A 19375-nucleotide genomic window follows, 5' to 3' on the forward strand; every position below is an offset into this window, starting at 1 on the left:
TTTTCTTATTACAGCAGCTTCTTCCCTAACAGGGATTCTACGAGCTCTACTGCTGTTTTACCCGTTTTGTTTTTGTGATCAAGGATCGGGTTAACCTCAACGAATTCGGCTGAGGTAATGATGCCTGCGTCATACAGCATTTCCATAGCCAGATGGCTCTCCCGGTAGCTGATGCCGCCGACGACAGGGGTTCCGACACCCGGTGCGTCGTTCGGATCAAGTCCGTCCAGATCAAGGCTCAGATGGACGCCATCACATGCTGATAAATAATCAAGGGTTTCTTCAATGACCTTTGTCATGCCAAGACGGTCGATTTCGTGCATTGTGTACACCTTCATGCCGCTTTCCTTAATGTACTTGCGCTCCCCTTCATCAAGTGACCGGGCGCCAATGATGACGACGTTTTCCGGTTTGATTTTAGGCGCGTAGCCTTCAAGGTTAACCAGTGACTCGTGGCCAATGCCAAGGCTGACCGCGAGCGGCATGCCGTGAATATTGCCCGATGGTGAAGTTTCAAGTGTATTCAAATCTCCGTGCGCGTCATACCAGATGACGCCGAGATTATCGTAATGCTTCGCTGTGCCTGCAAGCGTGCCGATCGCAATACTGTGGTCACCGCCCAGGACAAGCGGGAATTTTTTCTCTTCAATGACTTTGTTGACCTTTTGCGCGAGTTTTTCATTTCCCGCCAAAACGGAATTCAGGTTTTTCAGTTCCTCGTCATTTTTGATTTTTTCGCGGTTGATCGGAATGTCACCGAGATCTTCAACCGTATACCCCATGTCTGAGAGCCGCTCGATCAGATGAGCGTACCGGATGGCACTCGGGCCCATATCCACTCCGCGTCGTGCTTGTCCTAAATCCATTGGCATTCCAATAACCGAAATCGTTTTATCCATCTGTGATTCCACCTCAACATTTAAGATAATGTCCTATGCGGGTTCTAACAAAGATGACTTGCGGACAACGTTTTAAAGCTCTAGCTGACGATTCGCCTGCTGGCGTTTTTTAATGACGACATGATAAATGATGTAGCAAATGACCATAAACGGTACGCCGCAATACAGCGCGATACGCTGCTCCGGATCAAATGCAAGACTGATGAGCACGACCGTATTTAACGTTAGGCCGATCAGCGGAAGCACCGGGTACAGCGGTGTTTTAAATTTCAAATCTTCTATCTTCCCGCCCTCACGGATATATTTGCGTCTGAACATGATTTGGGAAAGCGAAATCGTAATCCAGCCGACCTGCGCGCTCATACCCGCCAAAGATAACAGTACCATATATACAGTTTCAGCCTGCGCAAACTTTGTCAGAAGTGATAGGCAGGCCACAGCCATCGTTACGATTAACGAGTACATCGGCACACCGCGCTGATTTGTTTTTCCGAGCGCTTTGAAGGCCTGTCCTTCATTCGCCATCGCGTACAGAATACGTGTCGATGCGTATAAACCTGAATTCGCAACGGATAACAGCGCGATTAAAATAACAAAGTTCATGATATCAGCTGCATATGGGATTCCGATTTGCTCAAATACGGCAACAAATGGACTTTCCACGACACCCGCCTGTTTCCACGGAATCATGCCGGCAATGACAATGATTGAAAGCACAAAGAAGACAAGCGTTCTCCATACTGTCTGTTTGATTGACCGTGGAATCGTTTTTTCAGGGTCTTCACTTTCTCCGGCTGCAACCCCGATCAGCTCAGTCCCCTGAAACGCAAAGTTCACGGTAATCATCGTAATCAGCATTGCCTTTATGCCGTTCGGAAATAACCCGTCTTCATAAAAATGTGTCAAAAACGGCGCATGCTCTCCACCCTTCAGATCAATCAGGCCAAACATGGCAGCTCCGCCGAGAATAATAAATAAAAGGATAATCAAAATTTTAATGCCTGAGAACCAGAATTCAGATTCCGCAAAGGCTTTTGTGGTGATCGCATTTAGAATAAACATCAGAGCCGCAAAGACCAGACACCAGATCCACACGTCTATATGCGGAAACCAGCGTTGCATCAGCTGCCCCGCTGATAAGAATTCAATGGCGCATGTAACCGCCCAGCCGAGCCAGTACAGCCAGCCGAACGCAAACCCGAAGGCCGGGCTGATAAATTTTGTCGCATAGGTCTGGAAGGACCCCGACACAGGAAAGGCGACTGCCAGCTCTCCTAAGCAGAGCATCGTCAAAAACATGATAAAGCCGCCCACTAAATAGGACAGAACCGCGCCGAGCGGTCCCGCTTGGTTAATGGTAAACCCGGTTCCAAGGAAGAAACCGGTTCCGATCACTCCGCCCAATGAAATCATGAACAAATGGCGTGATTTCATTGTCCGCTGGAGCTGATTTCCGTTATCTTGGTTTGTATTCACATTCTGCACCCCTTCAGCAACTTGTATTGGATCTAAGCTGGAACATCTGCATGGTGCTATCCCAGTTTGCTGTCCAAAGAGTCTCTATCTATTTAATATAAAATTCACTTCTTCTCATAAAGATACATTATACTAAAATACTGTAGCTGAGCAAATAGGGAGTGCTGATTTTTCTGTTGTAAATTTATACAAACGAAGTGAATATCCCGCCATGGTGCGGATTTATGCGTTTTGCAGCACGTGCTTAATTTTCTCTATTGCCCAATCCAAATCCTCTTTGGAAATGATTAATGGCGGTGCAAAACGAATGACTGTATCATGCGTTTCCTTGCATAAAAGCCCTTCTTCCTTCAAACGCTCACAATACGGACGTGCCGCTTCCGTCAATTCCACACCGATAAACAGGCCTCTGCCGCGGACTTCTTTAATAAACGGGCTGTCAATGCTCTCAAGCTCGCTTTTAAAGTATTCGCCAAGCTCAAGAGAACGATCCGCCAGCTTTTCATCCTCCAGCACTTCTAATGAAGCGATAGACACTGCACATGCAAGCGGGTTTCCGCCAAATGTTGAACCGTGTGAGCCAGGGTTAAATACGCCTAGGATCTCGCGGTCCGCCGCAATACATGAGATTGGGAACACACCGCCGCCAAGCGCTTTGCCCAAGATATACATATCCGGAACAATGCCGTCCCAGTCACAGGCAAATGTCTTGCCTGTACGTCCGAGACCCGTTTGAATTTCATCCGCAATAAACAAGACATTCTCTTCCTTACAAATTGCCGCCGCTTCCTGTAAAAATCCTTCCGGCGGAATCACAATGCCCGCTTCGCCTTGAATCGGCTCAAACAAGAATGCCGCTGTATTCGGCGTAATGGCCTGTCGAAGCGCTTCCACATCGCCGTAAGGAATGAGTTTGATTCCCGGAAGCATCGGGCCGAATCCTCGTTTATATTCCTCTTCAGAAGAAAGAGATACCGCCAGCATTGTGCGGCCGTGGAAGTTCCCGACACATGCGATAATTTCCGCTTGATTGTCAGCTACGCCCTTCACTTCATACGCCCAGCGTCTCGCCGCTTTCACTGCAGATTCAACCGCTTCAGCTCCTGTATTCATCGGCAGAATCATCTCTTTGCCTGTCAGTTTAGCTGTTTTTTCGTAAAAAGGCCCAAGCTGATCGTTATGAAACGCGCGTGACGTGAGGGTAATTTTATCAGCCTGATCCTTTAATGCCTGAATGATTTTCGGGTGTCTGTGACCCTGGTTTACCGCAGAGTAAGCACTCAGCATATCCATATATTCATTGCCTTCCGGGTCCTTTACCCAAGCACCCAGCGCTTCAGAAATAACAATCGGGAGCGGATGATAATTGTTGGCTCCGTAATGAGACGTCTGATCAATAATTTCTTTGGATTTAGATAAAGCTGACATATTTGAATTCCCCCTTGTTTTCTGTTTCAACATGTTATCCTGCTTTCCCTTTATATAAATGCAAGTTCTGTGCCAAATCAAGAATTCGTGTGTTTTCTACAATTTTCGAGGACAAGGTGCAAAAACATTCTGATATTTCGAGCAAAAATTCCAGCAAGTGCAAAATTCTTTTGCATATCCTCTCCATTTTTTTATAAAATAGAAGCAATATTAAGAAAATAATTGAGGGAGGTTCATACAGTGGTCAAAGACAGCGAATTCCTCACATTGGTTTTTCAGAGTATTTTAGATGAAATCGATGTTGGCCTGCACGTGGTAGACGAGCATGGAAACACAATCGTTTATAACAATAAAATGATGCAGATTGAAGATATGGAGAAGCATGACGTCTTGAATAAAAACCTGATGGATGTGTTTATGTTTTCAAAGCAGCAGGACAGCACACTGGTACAGGCTCTTCAGGAAGGCAAGACGATTAAAAACGTCAAACAGAGCTATTTCAATAATAAAGGCCAGGAAATTACGACGATCAATCATACATATCCCATCGTCCAGGACGGCAAAATCAAGGGCGCCGTTGAAATTGCCAAGGATGTGACAAAGCTTGAACGGCTGATCAGGGAAAATATGAACAAAAAAGGCAGCACCACCTATACGTTTGACAGCATCCTCGGCACCAGCCCGGCCATTCAAGACGTCATCGAAAACGCCAAGCGGGCAACCCGCACGTCATCATCTGTCCTTCTCGCAGGCGAAACCGGCACGGGAAAAGAGCTGTTCGCGCAAAGTATTCATAATGGCAGCGATCGTTCAGGCGGCCCGTTTATTTCGCAAAACTGTGCGGCACTGCCAGACAGCCTTGTGGAAAGCATTTTGTTTGGGACGAAAAAAGGCGCGTTTACCGGCGCTGTCGACCAGCCCGGCCTGTTTGAACAAGCTCACGGCGGGACGCTGCTGTTAGATGAAATCAACTCGCTGAATCTCAGCCTTCAGGCGAAGCTGCTGCGCGCCCTTCAAGAACGGAAAATCAGGCGCATTGGTTCGACAAAGGATACACCGATTGACGTACGTATTATTGCCACGATGAATGAAGACCCAATTGACGCGATTGCCGGCGAACGAATGCGGAAGGACTTGTATTACAGGCTGAGTGTCGTCACACTGATCATCCCGCCGCTTCGGGAACGAAAAGAAGACATTTTGCTTCTCGCGTCGGAGTTCATCCAGAAAAACAACCATCTGTTCCAAATGAATGTTGAACACATCAGCGAAGACGTGAAGCAATTTTTCCTTTCTTATGACTGGCCGGGAAATATTCGCGAGCTTGAGCATATGATTGAAGGCGCAATGAATTTCATGACGGACGAGCAAACGATTACGGCCTCCCATCTGCCCTATCAATACCGCATGAAAATCAAGCCGGCTGACATCCCAGAGCCGGAAACACCAAGACACCAGCCGGCCGCGGACTTAAAAGAAAAAATGGAGAGCTTCGAAAAATATGTGATAGAGAACGTGTTAAGAAAACACGGCCATAACATCTCGAAAGCTGCTCAGGAGCTTGGCATCAGCAGACAAAGCCTCCAATATCGGCTGAAGAAATTTTCTCACTCGTCTAACGAATAATCCGGGGCAGGAAGCCTGATCAGGAAAACAGTATCTCTACCGATTTCACTTTTCACTTCAATCGTCCCATTGTGGCTGTCGATAATCGATTTCGTTATGGCAAGGCCTAATCCCGAACCTCCATATTTCCGGGAGCGGGATGGGTCTGCCCTGTAAAATCGGTCAAACACTAAAAAACGTTACTTCTTCTGCATTGAAAAAAGAAATGGCATCTATGTGTACAGCCAGCAACCACACGGAACAAACCATTAAAGTCCATGCAGAGAACGGAAGTATTTGCAGCTAACTGCTGTTTGCTGTTTCACGTGTAACATCCATCTTGTATTTTTCTTCATATTCGATATATCCTTTTCAACTGAACGGGCGTGACCCCTGTTCAGTTTTTTTGCATATCAAAACAGCCTGGCAACGATGCCAGACTGCTTTTATTAACTGCCTAATTGGTCTGCGGAGGACAGCTTGATGTCTACAGATTTTTCTTTTCCGCCGCGGTAAAACTTCACCTTCACCCGGTCACCGACTTTTTTCTGATAAAGCCGTTTTCGCAGGTCAACAATATCATTTACTTTGTATCCGTCAAATTCCGTGATGACATCCAGTTCCTTCAGTCCCGCTTTTCCGGCAGGTGAAAAGGCGTCTACACCCATCACAACCGCTCCATTGGTGACATTCTTAGGAAGCTTTAATGTTTCATCCCAATGATAGCTTGCGATGTCGCTTAGCGATTTCATCTCAATGCCAAGGAACGGGCGTTTGACCTTTCCGTATCTCTCTAAATCCTCTATCACAGGGATCACGAGCTTAGATGGAATCGACAGGCCAATCCCTTCAACCGCCGACTCGGCAATTTTCATTGAATTGATGCCAATGACCTTCCCATCCATATTTAACAAAGCACCGCCGCTGTTCCCAGGATTAATGGCCGCATCTGTTTGCAGGACTTCTGCGTTCCAGTCAGGCTGTCCATCACCGTTTGAATCCACTGGGATCGCCCTCTCCGTACCTGAGATGACGCCTTGTGTGACAGAGCCAGCAAACTCAAGGCCTAACGGGTTCCCGATCGCAATAACCGGCTCCCCAGACTTCACTTTATCTGAATTTCCGAAATCGGCGACTGCTTTAATCTTATCGCTTTTCACCCGTAAAACGGCAAGGTCCATCAGCTGGTCGCTGCCGACAAGATCAGCTGATACACGTGAACCGTCTTTCAAGCTGATTTCAATTTGGGAAGCGCCTTCGATGACATGATGGTTGGTCACGACATAAGCGGAATGGTCATTTTTCTTATAGATGACGCCAGAGCCGCTCCCAGCCTCGCCGCTCTCTCCCCAAATATCTGATTTTTGGATGTTCACAACACCGACAACGGCGGGCGACACATTGCTGACAATCTTGGTGACGGCATTGTTGACACTGACATTCACCGTCCTGATTGATTCCCGGCCGTTGTTGTTCTGCTGCTGATCTAAAGCGCCCGTATCTAGCCCTTCATTTGAAAGATACGGCATGATAAACGCCATTAATACGGCACCGACAATCACGCCAATCAGACTCGAAAGAAAATATCCTTTTTTGCTTCTCTTTGGCTGTTCAGGAGTAGTATGTTCTTCCTCACGTTCGTAATCCACCATATTCCATCCTTTCCAAGAACGTTAATATGGTTATATTGTGGGTTAGAAACTCCTAGAATAGTCATGATTTACATAGAAAAATTATACAGCGCAAAGCGGAGTGGCCTTCTTCGGATCTGTGTCGTATAAGTCAAATGTCTCGCCCGTCACAAATCCTTTAGAAGCCAATGTCTGCTGTACAGACATTCTTGCCAGCTCCTTCATGTTATTGTCCTGGCTCAAATGCGCCAGGTAAATACGGGACGTCTTATCGCCAATGACATCCGTCATCGCCAAGGCAGCATCTTCATTTGACACGTGCCCGACGTCACTTAAAATCCGCCGCTTAATGCTCCATGGGTATCTTCCCATTTGCAGCATACCGACATCGTGATTGCTTTCAAACACAAACACATTCGCTGAACGGATAATGCCTTTCATCCGGTCGCTGACATATCCCGTATCTGTCATTAACGCGAGCTTTCGGCCGTTATAATGGAACACATAAAACATCGGTTCCGCCGCATCGTGGGAGACGCCAAACGATTCAACATCAAGTCCGCCAAACGACTTCACCGTCTCCATTGGAAATACAAACTTTTGATCGGTGTCAATTTTGCCGATTTGATTCTCCATCGCTTTCCAAGTCTTCTCATTCGCATAGATCGGAAGCTTGTACTTTCTGGCGACGACACCAAGGCCCTTAATATGGTCACTATGCTCATGCGTCACAAAAATGCCGTCTACATCATCCAGCTTACGCCCGATCTGCGCCATCAGCCCATCCATGGCTTTTCCGCTCAAACCGGCGTCCACTAAAAATGCGTGATTCTCTGTTTCGAGGTAAAACGCATTTCCCGTACTCCCGCTCGCAAGTACGCTAAATTGCAAGCTCATGTTTGTCTCACTCCATTATTTTCATTGATCTGTATCTAAAATCGTACTCTCCAAAGCATTCACAGTAAAATACTCTTGTACTGTCTTTTTCTCACCGTTCACTTTTTTCTCGTACTCGACCGTAATTCTCCATACCGGCGCCAGCACCTGCGTACTTGTCAGCGGATATTGTGCTACATAGCCGAATTTACAGCTCTTCACAGTGCTGTATTCTTTCAATTGATTTTGATAGTACAATAGCTCAACCGCATCCATTTCAGTAATTAAGCTTTCTTTCTGGATTTGCTTGAAGGTCTCAAGCGTAGTCTGGTCGTATGACACAACCTCGTTTTTACCGTTTAAGTGCAGCACCACTTGCCCGATCATATTAGAGGGATTGTCGGTCTTTTGGTAAATATAATGACCTTCGTACGTTTGGAAGAAAATAATTTCTTTCTTCGATTTATCAACCTTCCAAAGCTTATATTTTTCGCCATCTTGAATTTTCGAAGAAACAAGTGCCTGAGCATCGTCCTCAATATCCTTCTTTGATAGGGCGATTGGATTTGCAAACTTCATTTTCAGGCTCGTTACTTTATGATCATCACTAGGCATGTCCATCAAAGGCTTTTGATCCTTCAGCGCCTCAATTTCCTCCTTGGAGAAAGATTTTTGATTTGCCGTGATCCGATAGCCTTCTGTCGCTTCCTTATTCAAGCCTTCATACGTGATATGATCGGCCTTCATGTCATGCTCGACATCATTTTTAATGACTTCATATTCTTTTCCGGTAGCCTGCCATTTTTGAAAAAACTGATAGCCTAAGAAAATATCTAAAATGAGGAAGGCAACGATGAAGATTGATTTTGTCTTATTCCACTCCACTGCTAGCCCCCTCCTTCCTCAATAAATCCTTTGTAATCGGCACAATTTTTCCATTTACTTTCATCGCCCAAACCGGTTCCAGTTCAACGAGAGGATCATCGTTGGTTGATGTTGATACCAATTGATAAGCAAGGAAGATCTGATCAATTTTGTCCGTATCATAAGCGGTTTGTTTCGAAAGCAGCATCCTCACTTCGCTGCCGCTCATGAGCTCTGTTTCACTTGTTTTAATCGGATTCGTTCCGAGACTGTAATTCGGCCGCTTATAGCTGAGAATATCATCATTCGCCCATTGCACCGTAATCGCCGATGTCGCTCCGAAAGGTTTGGCGGTGCTGTTAATGACCGGGATCTGATCCATAAAGATATAGAAGCTCAGCTGCTGGCTGTCATTGATATTGAAAAATTGATAGTGATCCGTCCAGCTTCCGGTATCCTCAAGGTATTTTTGGCTCTTTTTGATTAATTCACCTGTTTGATAGGATGTGCTCTGCACCAAATTGCGCTGCTGAAATTGCACCTGTCGCTGGCTTAGATTTACATCTAAACGGCTGATCCCATCTGTCAGCACATTTCTGTTGTTGTAATTCGAATCTTCTCTTACAATGCTCGGATCGCTAAACAAAGCCTGCTTAAAGGTATTTGTTTTAATCGATTCTGTGACAAATTCTTTTTTGTCCATCGTAAGCGGTTTGTTCGGCAGCAAGAACTCTTTCTTTGAGCCAATGGAGAACAAACTGAACGCCGGCATATTTGATTGCCTGTTTTTCAAGTCATTCATAATGTTCCGGTAGTTTGCCGATTCAACCGTCACTTCAAGAATGAGCTGTTTGCTGTAAGACACCAAATAGATTTTCTTGTTCGCTTTTGTTTCATTGAACGGGATCAGAATATGATCAAACGAACTGTATTCAAACGACTGATTAGACCATTTAAACAGCGTTTGGAAAATATCAATCGGAATCGTATCGCTGAATTGCAAGTCAAGCTTGGCTTCAGAACCGCCTATTCCATAAAACCAGCTTTTGAATCCAGCCTTGTCATACTGATCCGAAATATCTTTAATTCCTTTCACATCCCAATGCGGCAAGTCAGACCAAATTTCTTCATAGAGGGCATTGTCATCCACCTTGTAATGAGCGCCGTCCTCATGGATAAACATGTCCCTCGGCCTTACCGTTTCAGACAGCTTTTGGGTGGTTTTTTCGATTTTATGTTTCACACGAACAGTAGACTCTGTTGAGGATGAGCCTTCAGAAAAGTTTGGCTGGAACGTCCATATCCCCCATGTAAAAACAAGACTGATGACGACGAGTACCGTAAGTAATATCGTTTTTATATTTTCACGCTTCATCCCAATCATCCTCTTGTTCCTCTTTATATGGAAGAGTAAATGTAATCGTCGTGCCTTTTCCTTCTATGCTGTCCGCCCAAATATCTCCGCCGTGCGCCTGTACCATTTCCTTGGCAATCGCCAATCCCAGACCGGTGCCGCCAAGTTTTCTCGTTCTCGCTTTATCCACCCTGTAGAAGCGGTCAAAGACTTTTTCGACATCTTTTTTCGGAATGCCGATCCCTTCATCTTTCACGCTGATATAGAGAAGTTCTTCCTCTTCATTGACATCAATCGAGAACGTGACATGTCCGCCTTCTGGTGAATATTTTAAAGCGTTAGAAATAATATTATCGAGCACCTGCGTTATTTTATCCTGGTCAATCTCGACGTACAGATCTCTGTCCGGCAGATTGCGGATAAACTCCACATGCTGCTCTTTTGTCATTTCAAAACGGTCAATAATAAGCGACATAAACCGGACAATCTGAATCCATTCCCGGTTAAATTGATAATCTTTACTGTCAAATTTCGACAGTTGAAGCAGATCATTGACAAGCCGGATCATACGCTCTGTTTCATTTTGCGTCACCATTAAGAAGCGCGGAGCAATGTCTTTATTTTCCCACGCGCCTTCAGCTAACGCTTCTAAATAGCTGCGCATTGTCGTAAGCGGCGTCCGCAGCTCATGTGATACATTCGCAACGAATTCTCTGCGTTCCTGATCCATTTTCTCTTGTTCGGTTACATCGTAAATGACAGCGATTAAACCATCAATTTTGCCATGTTCCCTTTGAATCACAGAGAAATTCACGCGAAGCACCGTCAATTCATCATCTCGCTCAATTTCAAGCAGCATCGAATCCTGCTGCTCCACTAAATCTTCAAAAGTATAATTCTCTTGAAGCCCCAGCAAACTCGTAATCGGCATTTCCAAGGCTGTTTCACGTGAAACGTTCAACAGCTCCAGCGCCGGGCTGTTTAAGAGAATAATCGCTCCATTTCGGTTTGTGGCGATTACGCCGTCTGTCATATAGGCAATGACAGAGGCTAGCTTTCTGCGTTCTCCTTCAGTCATCGCCTGGGCATCTTCAAGCTCTCTCGTTAAGTGGTTAAACGTTGTGGCCAGCTGCCCAATTTCATCATGCCCGTACTTTTTAACCTTCCTCGAGAAATTCCCTTTCGCAAGCTCCATCGCCTGCTTTCGCATATCTGAAAGCGGATGGGTAATGGTTCTTGCCAGAAAAATACCGAGAAGAGCCGTCAAAACAAGTGCCAAACCTGTGCCGGACGCCAGTATCGTGTTGATCGTCTTCATTTGATTAAAGACATCTTCCATACTCGCGACAACATAGATCGCGCCGACAACCTCTTGGTTTTCAGTCATAACGGGCTTCGCGGAAATAAGAACTCTGATTTTGCTTTTCGGGTCATAATATTTTCTTAAATACGACTGTTTGGTAGAAAAAATTCTTTTGAAAATCAGATCGGTCGTTTGTTTCCCAGCCACTTCCTCACCATACGGCTTTGAAGAACCGACCACTTCATAGCTTTTATCTACAAAGCTAATTTCCCGAACCTCATCACTTTTCGTGAAGTCATTCAAAATACGGCTGACGTCATCCTTTATAACTGTGCTGTCGTTATCGCTCTTATATTCTTGTTCGATATAATAAGAAAGGTTGTCGATTCGCTGATTCAGCGATTGTTCATAAGAGCTGATCAGCGACTTCTCTACCTGATTGACAAAATACACACCAATGATTTGCATGGCAATGATAATCAAAAGCACATAAATCAAGGTAATCTTAAATTGGATCGACCGAAAAAAACCAACCTTATTCATATGGGCATTAGTCCTGTTCTGGGTTTCTCAAGTAATAACCTACACCGCGGCGTGTGACGATCCAATTTGGATGGCTCGGGTTGTCCTCGATTTTTTCACGAAGCCGGCGGACTGTTACGTCAACCGTTCTGACATCGCCGAAGTAATCATAGCCCCAAACGGTTTGAAGCAAATGTTCACGGGTCATCACTTGTCCGATATGTTTTGCTAAATAATGAAGCAATTCGAACTCACGATGAGTCAATTCGATTGTTTCGTCTCGTTTTGATACAACGTACGCGTCAGGGAAGATGACGAGAGAGCCGATATGAATCTCGTTAGAGGAAGGCTCTTCCTCCGCAGGCGCTGTTGTCAGCTGGCGGCGCAGGTTCGCTTTTACACGCGCCAAGAGCTCGCGTGTGCTGAATGGTTTTGTGACATAGTCATCAGCACCGATTTCAAGCCCGATAACCTTGTCAATTTCTGAATCCTTAGCCGTCAGCATAATGATTGGCATATCGTATTTCTTTCTGACTTCGCGGCATACTTCAACGCCGTCTTTATTCGGGAGCATAATATCTAAAAGAATTAAATCAGGCTGAAGCTCTTCTACCATTTCAACGGCTTCGTTTCCGTCGTGGGCACAGTGCACTTCATAGCCTTCTTTTCTTAAGTTAAATTCCAATATATCTGCAATCGGTTTTTCATCATCTACTACAAGGATCTTTTTATCCATCATTTTGATTTTCCTCCTGCCGAATGACTTCATTTCATCTATATAACATTCGTTTCATCACTTATGGCCCATGTAAAGAATGGGTCCTTGTCTATTATAACGGTTTAAGGTCAAAAGATAAAAAAAATAAAGGTTTAGAAAAAAAACACATGTTTCACCTTTATCGCCAGTTGTTTATCTATTGTCATGCTGGTCAACTTTTTTTAAAAAAGATAACTTTATTGAAACCTCCCCTCACCGGAGTGCGTCTTTATCAATGACGTCTTCTTCTTTGAACCGGCCGCAGGGCCGGTTCTCCCTTTTTCTTCTATTATAACACTCCTCATGTTTGCCTTTTTCCTAAAAGAAAAAACGCACCTACGATTGCAGATGCGTTTGGTAAGTGGCTCGGGACGGAATCGAACCGCCGACACACGGATTTTCAGTCCGTTGCTCTACCAACTGAGCTACCGAGCCAAATGTTTTATTTTTCTCTACTAAGTAAAGTAAAATGGCGGTCCGGACGGGACTCGAACCCGCGACCTCCTGCGTGACAGGCAGGCATTCTAACCAACTGAACTACCGGACCTTACAGTAATTGCCCGGAGAGCTGTCGTGTCAGCTCTCACAGACAAATAAGGAATTTAGCAATAACGCTAAAGTAAATCAATGACCCGTACGGGATTCGAACCCGTGTTACCGCCGTGAAAGGGCGGTGTCTTAACCGCTTGACCAACGGGCCTTCACGAAATGGTGAGCCATGAAGGACTCGAACCTTCGACCCTCTGATTAAAAGTCAGATGCTCTACCAACTGAGCTAATGGCTCTTAAAGATGTAGGAATTTCTATAGAGCAAACGACTTAGATCTAGTTCTCATCTTGTACTCTATTGAAGCAGTTTCCGTAACAACGAGATTTATAATATCACGAACAAATAGAAGTGGCAATAACTTTTTTGGTTTTTTTTCATATTTTTTTCTCAGACCAACTTATATGCGGCTTTCAAACAAAAAACAAGCCCCTGATATAGGGGCTTGCAGACATATTCTATTTAGTTCGCGCGGTACACACTGCGAAGGACATTTGTTTGTGAGCGGTCTGGACCGACAGAGAAAATAGAAAGCGGAATGCCTGTCAGCTGAGACACACGCTCAAGATAATGGCGCGCATTTTCCGGAAGCTCGCTCAAGCTCTTCGCACCTGTAATATCCTCAGTCCAGCCTGGCATTTCTTCATAAACCGGCTCACATTCAGCAAGTGCTTTAAGACTTGCTGGGAATTCTTCAATAATTTCGCCTTTGTAGCGGTACGCCACACAGATTTTCAACGTTTTAATTCCTGTTAGGACGTCAATAGAGTTCAGAGAAAGATCTGTAATTCCGCTCACACGGCGGGCGTGGCGGACAACAACGCTGTCAAACCAGCCGACACGGCGCGGGCGGCCTGTTGTTGTTCCATATTCGCGTCCGACTTCACGGATTTGATCGCCAATTTCATCCTTCAGCTCAGTCGGGAAAGGACCGTCGCCGACACGAGTCGTATATGCTTTTGATACACCGACAACGTGCTTGATTTTGGTCGGGCCGACACCAGAACCGATCGTGACACCGCCGGCAACCGGGTTAGATGACGTAACAAACGGGTATGTTCCTTGGTCGATATCGAGCATAACCCCTTGTGCGCCTTCAAATAATACACGGCGCCCTTCATCAAGAGCATCGTTTAAGACAACAGATGTATCGCAAACATATTTTTTAATCTGCTGGCCGTACTCATAATATTCGTCTAAGATATCCTCAAGTTTAAACCCTTCTGTCTCGTACATTTTCTCAAGAAGACGGTTTTTTTCTTCAAGATTGCGCTCAAGCTTTTCTGCAAACGCGTCACGGTCTAACAGATCCGCGATGCGAATTCCGATGCGGGCTGCTTTATCCATGTAAGCAGGGCCGATTCCTTTTTTCGTTGTGCCGATCTTATTAGCCCCTTTACGCTCTTCTTCCACTTCATCCAATTTCAAATGATACGGCAGAATGACGTGAGCTCTGTTGCTGATTCTCAGGTTATCTGTACTCACGTTGCGCTCATGAAGATACGCAAGCTCTGTGACTAATGCTTTCGGATCTACAACCATTCCGTTTCCGATTACACACGTTTTATCCTTATAGAAAATTCCAGACGGGATTAAGTGAAGCTTATATGTGATTCCGTCAAACTTGATTGTATGCCCTGCGTTATTTCCGCCTTGATAACGGGCGATCACTTCTGCATTTTCTGATAGGAAATCTGTAATTTTACCTTTCCCTTCATCGCCCCATTGCGTACCTACTACAACTACTGAAGACATGTCCGTGCACCTCCGTTAACCTTTCAAAACGATTCTATTCAAACAAATCAAGTTTATCAGTGAAGAAACAGAAAGTCAATTGTAAATCCGAACATTAAATTATTGTAAATCTATATTCGTTCGCTTCCATTCGTTTTATAAGCGTTTTCTCACTGTTTTGTCATAAAAAGCTTGTGAAACTTTCATCCTTTAGCATAAGAAAGAATCACTTGCCTGATATCCCTTTTGAATTCATAAAAACGACCCGCCAGCCGTCCGGGTCCTCTATCGTCACGCCCCCATTGCTCCAGTACGGGTTCTCTGATTCGACCTCTTGATAGCCCATGTGTTTTAGCTTTGAAGTGATCGCTGCCAGTTCATCTGCATTCGGCACATAAAAAACAAGAAGGCTGTCGGGATGGGGAACGGGGGCAGTGCTTCCCCCTTCATACTGGGTGAATTCCAAATGATAATCGGCATGAGGAAGGCCGAACATGACACCGTCATACCCGTTGTGCTGTGAAAATTCTCCTATTCGTTTCAAACACAGTCCCTCTTCGTAAAAACGAATAATCTCATCAAGCTGGCCCGTAGGACGCGCAATTCGGATTTGTGCTGCGTGAAAAGACGAAAAACGTTCTCCCATATTGTTACCATCTCCTTTTCGCACCATTTTATTAAAACGCTTTCAAATTTTCATCCGCTGAGCGAACGGTATTTCTTCCATCTTTCGAATGAAAAAACCCCAAGAGCTGCTCTTGGGGCTTATGCGCCGGGCGGAACGCCTGCGTCATCAAAACGCCGTTCCAGGTTGACGAATTTGTTGTATTCTTTTACGAACGCAAGAGACACGGTTCCTACCGGGCCGTTACGCTGTTTGGCGATAATAATTTCGATAATATTTTTATTCTCAGTTTCTTTGTCATAGTAGTCATCACGATAAAGGAACGCGACAATATCCGCGTCCTGCTCGATACTTCCTGATTCCCGGATATCAGACATCATCGGACGTTTATCCTGACGCTGCTCAACACCCCTGGAAAGCTGAGAAAGCGCGATAACAGGGACTTGCAGCTCCCTGGCAATCGACTTCAGTTCACGGGAAATTTCAGATACTTCCTGCTGACGGTTGTCCTTTGAACGACCGCTTCCCTGAATCAATTGCAGGTAATCGATCAAAATCATGCCCAGTCCGCTTTCCTGCTTCAAGCGGCGACACTTGGCACGGATTTCACTCACTCGAATACCCGGTGTATCGTCGATGTAAATCCCGCTGTTCGACAGGCTTCCCATTGCCATCGTCAGCTTGCCCCAATCCTCTTCGGTCAGGTTACCTGTACGGAGATTCTGGGCATTGATATTTCCCTCGGCACAAAGCATACGCATAACGAGCTGCTCGGCACCCATCTCTAGACTGAAAATTGCAACGCTCTCATCGGTCTTTGTCGCCACGTTTTGTGCGATGTTCAGGGCAAAGGCTGTTTTCCCTACTGACGGACGGGCAGCCACAATGATCAAGTCGTTGCGCTGGAAACCCGCAGTCATCCGGTCAAGCTCCGTAAACCCTGTTGGAATTCCCGTGATATCACCTTTTCGATTGTGAAGCTGTTCGATATTATCATAGGTCTGGACAAGGACGTCCTTAATATTTTGGAAGGCACTCGTGTTTTTGCGCTGTGCCACTTCCATAATCGTTTTTTCCGCTTCACTGAGTAAATCCTCGACCTCATCCTCACGGGTATACCCGTCTTGAGCAATCGTTGTCGCAGTTCTGATTAATCGGCGAAGAATCGATTTTTCCTCAACGATTTTCGCGTAATATTCTATGTTAGCCGCTGTCGGCACCGAGTTTGCGATATCTGTCAAATATGAAATGCCGCCTACTTCTTCCAGCAGGTCTGTGTTCGCAAGCTCTGATGTTACCGTCACCAGATCAACCGGTTCACCTCGGTCACCGAGCACCAGCATCGCATTATAGATTTTTTGGTGGGACATTCTATAGAAATCATCTGGAATCAATACTTCTGAAGCCAGTGTTAAAGCAGACGGCTGTAAAAAAATAGCGCCTAACACGGCTTGTTCGGCTTCTATATTTTGCGGGGGAAGCCGGTCATTCAGAAGGTCTGTCATGCTAAGCACCGTCCTCTCATTAAAAAATCTCCAACCTCCATTCTACCATTTCTACAGAAAAAAAATAGAAAAATTGTCTGTTTCCTGTTTTTTTCAGTTAGCAGATTGGATCGTTTCGGACAGTAAAAAGGCGGGAAAAATGCAATAAAACATGAGGGAGGAATGAAAGATGATAAAGAAATATGCGATTACACCTAATGTTGATGCGGACGGCTGGTTTATTGAGGTGGAGAATGTAGCGCCGACAGCTTTGTATACGTCTAAAGACGCCGCTATTGAAAAGGCCAAACAGGTGGCTAAGGAAAACAGTCCGTCTAAGCTTGTAATTTATGACCAGTTTAAAAATGTGGAAGAAGAACACTCATTTTAATGAATGAAAGCCTTCGCTGCAGCGAGGGTTTTTTAGCGGTTATCAGTTTATTTCATCCATTGGATGCCTATGTGCATCATCAAATCTGCCGCTTTTTGATACAGATCCCACTCCCCGATCGAAGCAAATTTCCCCATCAGCTCCTGAAGCTTTAGCCTCACTGCTATATATTCTTCGAAAGTGAAAGCTTTTTCAGTGTCTATTTGGTGTTCCTTCAGCATTTGTTTTAATAAGGATAACGGTGCGTGCATAAGAACCCTCCTTACCTCTTTTATAACGGCCATTTTCCGATTGCTCTATTCCTTTGTGACATCTTCTTACATTTCACATCTGATTCTTGTACAATGGACAGAAGAGAGGAGGGATCTTTTGTGAGACCTTTGCAAATTTCTGCTGAAACTGCACAAAAGCTTGCAGAGTCCTTGAATCTGCCGCTTGAACAGATCATGCATATGCCTCAGCATATTCTGCTTGCCAAAATGGCTGAACTGCAAAAAGAGGACAAATCATAGCTTTCATTCACATACTTGCTTACCTGTTTCGGGATAATTTCATGTATATGTTAGAAAAGAGGAGTAACTGCTTTGCCACATCCACATAATAAAAAAATCCAATCATTTTGGCTGATCACCGGCATTATCTTTATCGCCTTTAACTTACGGCCCGCGATCACTTCAGTCGGTCCGGTCATCAGCTCTATCCGGGCAGAGCTGCACATGTCCAATGGGGCAGCCGGTTTTTTGACCGCACTGCCGCTGCTTTCGTTTGCAGTTCTTTCTCCACTTGCACCTAAGCTTGGACAGCGCCTCGGAAATGAGCGAACTTTATGGCTAGGTCTCGTGATACTGCTTATCGGTGTTTTGACTCGTTCTACCGGCTATACTGCCGCTTTGTTTTTCGGAACGGCACTTATCGGAGTCGGGATTGCGATTGGAAACGTGCTTTTGCCAAGCTTAATCAAACATAAATACCCTGAAAAGCCAGGGATCATGATCAGCCTGTATACGACATCAATGAATATATTCGCAGCTTTAGCATCGGGTGTCAGCGTTCCTTTAGCGACCCAGATGAATGGCGGATGGAAACAAGCCTTTCTCTTATGGGGCGGGCTGGCTTTGCTTGCATTGTTGATCTGGATACCTCAGCTGCGCCATCGAGATACGGCAAACCAGACAATGAAGCTGCAATCCAGTTCCATTTGGGCTTCCAAAATGGCATGGTATGTCACCATCTTTATGGGCCTGCAATCGTTTTTATTTTACAGCAGCATCGCTTGGTTTCCTGAAATTCTCCGTTCACACGGAATTGATACGGCAACAGCCGGATGGATGGTATCACTCATGCAATTTGCGAGTCTGCCTTCCACTTTTCTGACACCAGTTTTAGCTGACCGTGTGAAACAGCAGCGCGGTATCGTTGCGGCGCTGGCCTCAGTTTATCTGATCGGCCTCTGCGGATTATTAGCGGGCGGAAGCCATACATTGCTTGCCATCTGGATGATCATTATCGGTATCGGGCAAGGCTCCAGCATTAGTCTGGCGCTCACTTTGATTGGTCTCCGCAGTGAAAATGCCCAACAGGCCGCTGCGCTGTCAGGCATGTCTCAGTCATTCGGCTACCTGCTGGCAGCAGTCGGGCCAATCTTTGTCGGCTATCTCTTTGACCAGACGCATTCTTGGACGATGCCGATTGTGCTTCTCATTGCTGCCCTGATCGTAATGGGAGCAGCCGGACAGGGAGCCGGACGAGATCGATACATTTTTCAGTCAGAAAAACAAAGAAATTCAGCATAAAAGCGGGGAAAATATCTCCGCTTTTTTCTTTGAATATTTATGGTTTATTCATAAGTTTTTCATATTTGTTTTTTACAATTAGACAC

At 45.3% G+C, this 19375-nt stretch carries 17 protein-coding genes, 4 tRNA genes and 2 pseudogenes; 4 read left to right on the forward strand and 19 right to left on the reverse strand.

Annotated features, from left to right (window positions below; translation table 11 throughout):
• Positions 1-8: 8 nt before the first annotated feature.
• From rocF to rocD, 3 genes are all read right to left on the reverse strand, one after another.
• Positions 9-899, reverse strand: coding sequence for an arginase (gene rocF / locus AC0OMU_RS21490; protein ID WP_003226959.1), 891 nt, complete (start codon positions 897-899; stop codon positions 9-11).
• Positions 900-971: 72 nt separating this feature from the next.
• Positions 972-2375 (reverse strand): amino acid permease, encoded by a 1404-nt coding sequence (locus AC0OMU_RS21495; RefSeq protein ID WP_032730280.1) that lies wholly within the window; start codon positions 2373-2375, stop codon positions 972-974.
• Positions 2376-2597: 222 nt separating this feature from the next.
• Positions 2598-3803, reverse strand: a complete 1206-nt coding sequence (gene rocD / locus AC0OMU_RS21500) for an ornithine aminotransferase (RefSeq protein WP_474241548.1) — start codon at positions 3801-3803, stop codon at positions 2598-2600.
• 240 nt (positions 3804-4043) lie between these two features.
• On the opposite strand from rocD, the gene rocR reads away from it, so the two are divergent.
• The gene (rocR, locus tag AC0OMU_RS21505) at positions 4044-5429 is read left to right on the forward strand and encodes an arginine utilization regulatory protein RocR (RefSeq protein WP_063335901.1); all 1386 of its coding nucleotides are present in this window, start codon (positions 4044-4046) and stop codon (positions 5427-5429) included.
• Here the strand turns inward: rocR and AC0OMU_RS21510 are convergent.
• From AC0OMU_RS21510 to dnaB, 15 genes and pseudogenes are all read right to left on the reverse strand, one after another.
• Positions 5411-5599: pseudogene (locus tag AC0OMU_RS21510) on the reverse strand (ATP-binding protein); the annotation flags it as partial. The gene rocR and the pseudogene AC0OMU_RS21510 overlap by 19 nt on opposite strands.
• Positions 5600-5711: 112 nt before the next feature.
• Positions 5712-5838 (reverse strand): annotated as a pseudogene (locus AC0OMU_RS21515) (hypothetical protein).
• Positions 5839-5857: 19 nt separating this feature from the next.
• Positions 5858-7060, reverse strand: a complete 1203-nt coding sequence (gene htrC / locus AC0OMU_RS21520; RefSeq protein ID WP_021481077.1) for a serine protease HtrC — start codon at positions 7058-7060, stop codon at positions 5858-5860.
• Between the two features lie 81 nt (positions 7061-7141).
• The gene (locus tag AC0OMU_RS21525) at positions 7142-7936 is read right to left on the reverse strand and encodes an MBL fold metallo-hydrolase (RefSeq protein ID WP_474241550.1); all 795 of its coding nucleotides are present in this window, start codon (positions 7934-7936) and stop codon (positions 7142-7144) included.
• Between the two features lie 21 nt (positions 7937-7957).
• A complete protein-coding gene (walI, locus tag AC0OMU_RS21530; RefSeq protein ID WP_003244037.1) occupies positions 7958-8800 on the reverse strand; it encodes a WalRK two-component regulatory system regulator WalI in 843 nt (280 codons plus the stop codon).
• On the reverse strand, positions 8787-10154 hold the full coding sequence (walH, locus tag AC0OMU_RS21535; protein ID WP_474241551.1) for a WalRK two-component regulatory system regulator WalH: 1368 nt from the start codon (positions 10152-10154) through the stop codon (positions 8787-8789). The genes walI and walH overlap by 14 nt, the downstream gene beginning before the upstream one ends.
• Positions 10144-11979 carry a cell wall metabolism sensor histidine kinase WalK gene (walK, locus tag AC0OMU_RS21540; protein WP_009968432.1) on the reverse strand — a complete coding sequence of 612 codons (1836 nt, stop codon included), beginning with the start codon at positions 11977-11979 and terminating at the stop codon, positions 10144-10146. Before walK ends, walH begins: the two co-directional genes overlap by 11 nt.
• Before the next feature lie 7 nt (positions 11980-11986).
• A complete protein-coding gene (walR, locus tag AC0OMU_RS21545) occupies positions 11987-12694 on the reverse strand; it encodes a cell wall metabolism DNA-binding response regulator WalR (protein ID WP_003244363.1) in 708 nt (235 codons plus the stop codon).
• Between the two features lie 383 nt (positions 12695-13077).
• A tRNA-Phe gene (locus tag AC0OMU_RS21550) sits at positions 13078-13150 on the reverse strand.
• A gap of 35 nt (positions 13151-13185) precedes the next feature.
• A tRNA-Asp gene (locus AC0OMU_RS21555) sits at positions 13186-13262 on the reverse strand.
• Positions 13263-13343: 81 nt separating this feature from the next.
• Positions 13344-13415, reverse strand: a tRNA-Glu gene (locus AC0OMU_RS21560).
• A 9-nt stretch (positions 13416-13424) separates the two neighbouring features.
• Positions 13425-13500 (reverse strand) — tRNA-Lys (locus AC0OMU_RS21565).
• 224 nt (positions 13501-13724) lie between these two features.
• Positions 13725-15017 (reverse strand): adenylosuccinate synthase, encoded by a 1293-nt coding sequence (gene purA / locus AC0OMU_RS21570; protein ID WP_047183490.1) that lies wholly within the window; start codon positions 15015-15017, stop codon positions 13725-13727.
• A 205-nt stretch (positions 15018-15222) separates the two neighbouring features.
• Positions 15223-15642 (reverse strand): VOC family protein, encoded by a 420-nt coding sequence (locus tag AC0OMU_RS21575; protein ID WP_015483960.1) that lies wholly within the window; start codon positions 15640-15642, stop codon positions 15223-15225.
• A 119-nt stretch (positions 15643-15761) separates the two neighbouring features.
• The gene (dnaB, locus tag AC0OMU_RS21580) at positions 15762-17126 is read right to left on the reverse strand and encodes a replicative DNA helicase (RefSeq protein WP_003226923.1); all 1365 of its coding nucleotides are present in this window, start codon (positions 17124-17126) and stop codon (positions 15762-15764) included.
• Positions 17127-17295: 169 nt separating this feature from the next.
• Here dnaB and AC0OMU_RS21585 point away from each other — a divergent pair, with 169 nt between their 5' ends.
• On the forward strand, positions 17296-17496 hold the full coding sequence (locus AC0OMU_RS21585; RefSeq protein WP_003226922.1) for a DUF2188 domain-containing protein: 201 nt from the start codon (positions 17296-17298) through the stop codon (positions 17494-17496).
• 47 nt (positions 17497-17543) lie between these two features.
• On the opposite strand, the gene AC0OMU_RS21590 is transcribed toward AC0OMU_RS21585, so the two are convergent.
• The gene (locus AC0OMU_RS21590) at positions 17544-17747 is read right to left on the reverse strand and encodes a hypothetical protein (RefSeq protein WP_047183492.1); all 204 of its coding nucleotides are present in this window, start codon (positions 17745-17747) and stop codon (positions 17544-17546) included.
• 120 nt (positions 17748-17867) lie between these two features.
• Here AC0OMU_RS21590 and AC0OMU_RS21595 point away from each other — a divergent pair, with 120 nt between their 5' ends.
• Positions 17868-18008: a YycC family protein gene (locus AC0OMU_RS21595; RefSeq protein ID WP_003242786.1), complete on the forward strand. Its 141-nt coding sequence runs from the start codon at positions 17868-17870 to the stop codon at positions 18006-18008.
• Between the two features lie 72 nt (positions 18009-18080).
• Positions 18081-19289 (forward strand): CynX/NimT family MFS transporter, encoded by a 1209-nt coding sequence (locus tag AC0OMU_RS21600; protein WP_003226917.1) that lies wholly within the window; start codon positions 18081-18083, stop codon positions 19287-19289.
• The last annotated feature ends 86 nt before the right edge of the window (positions 19290-19375 follow it).

The sequence above is a fragment of the Bacillus sp. FAU18 genome (assembly GCF_056033885.1).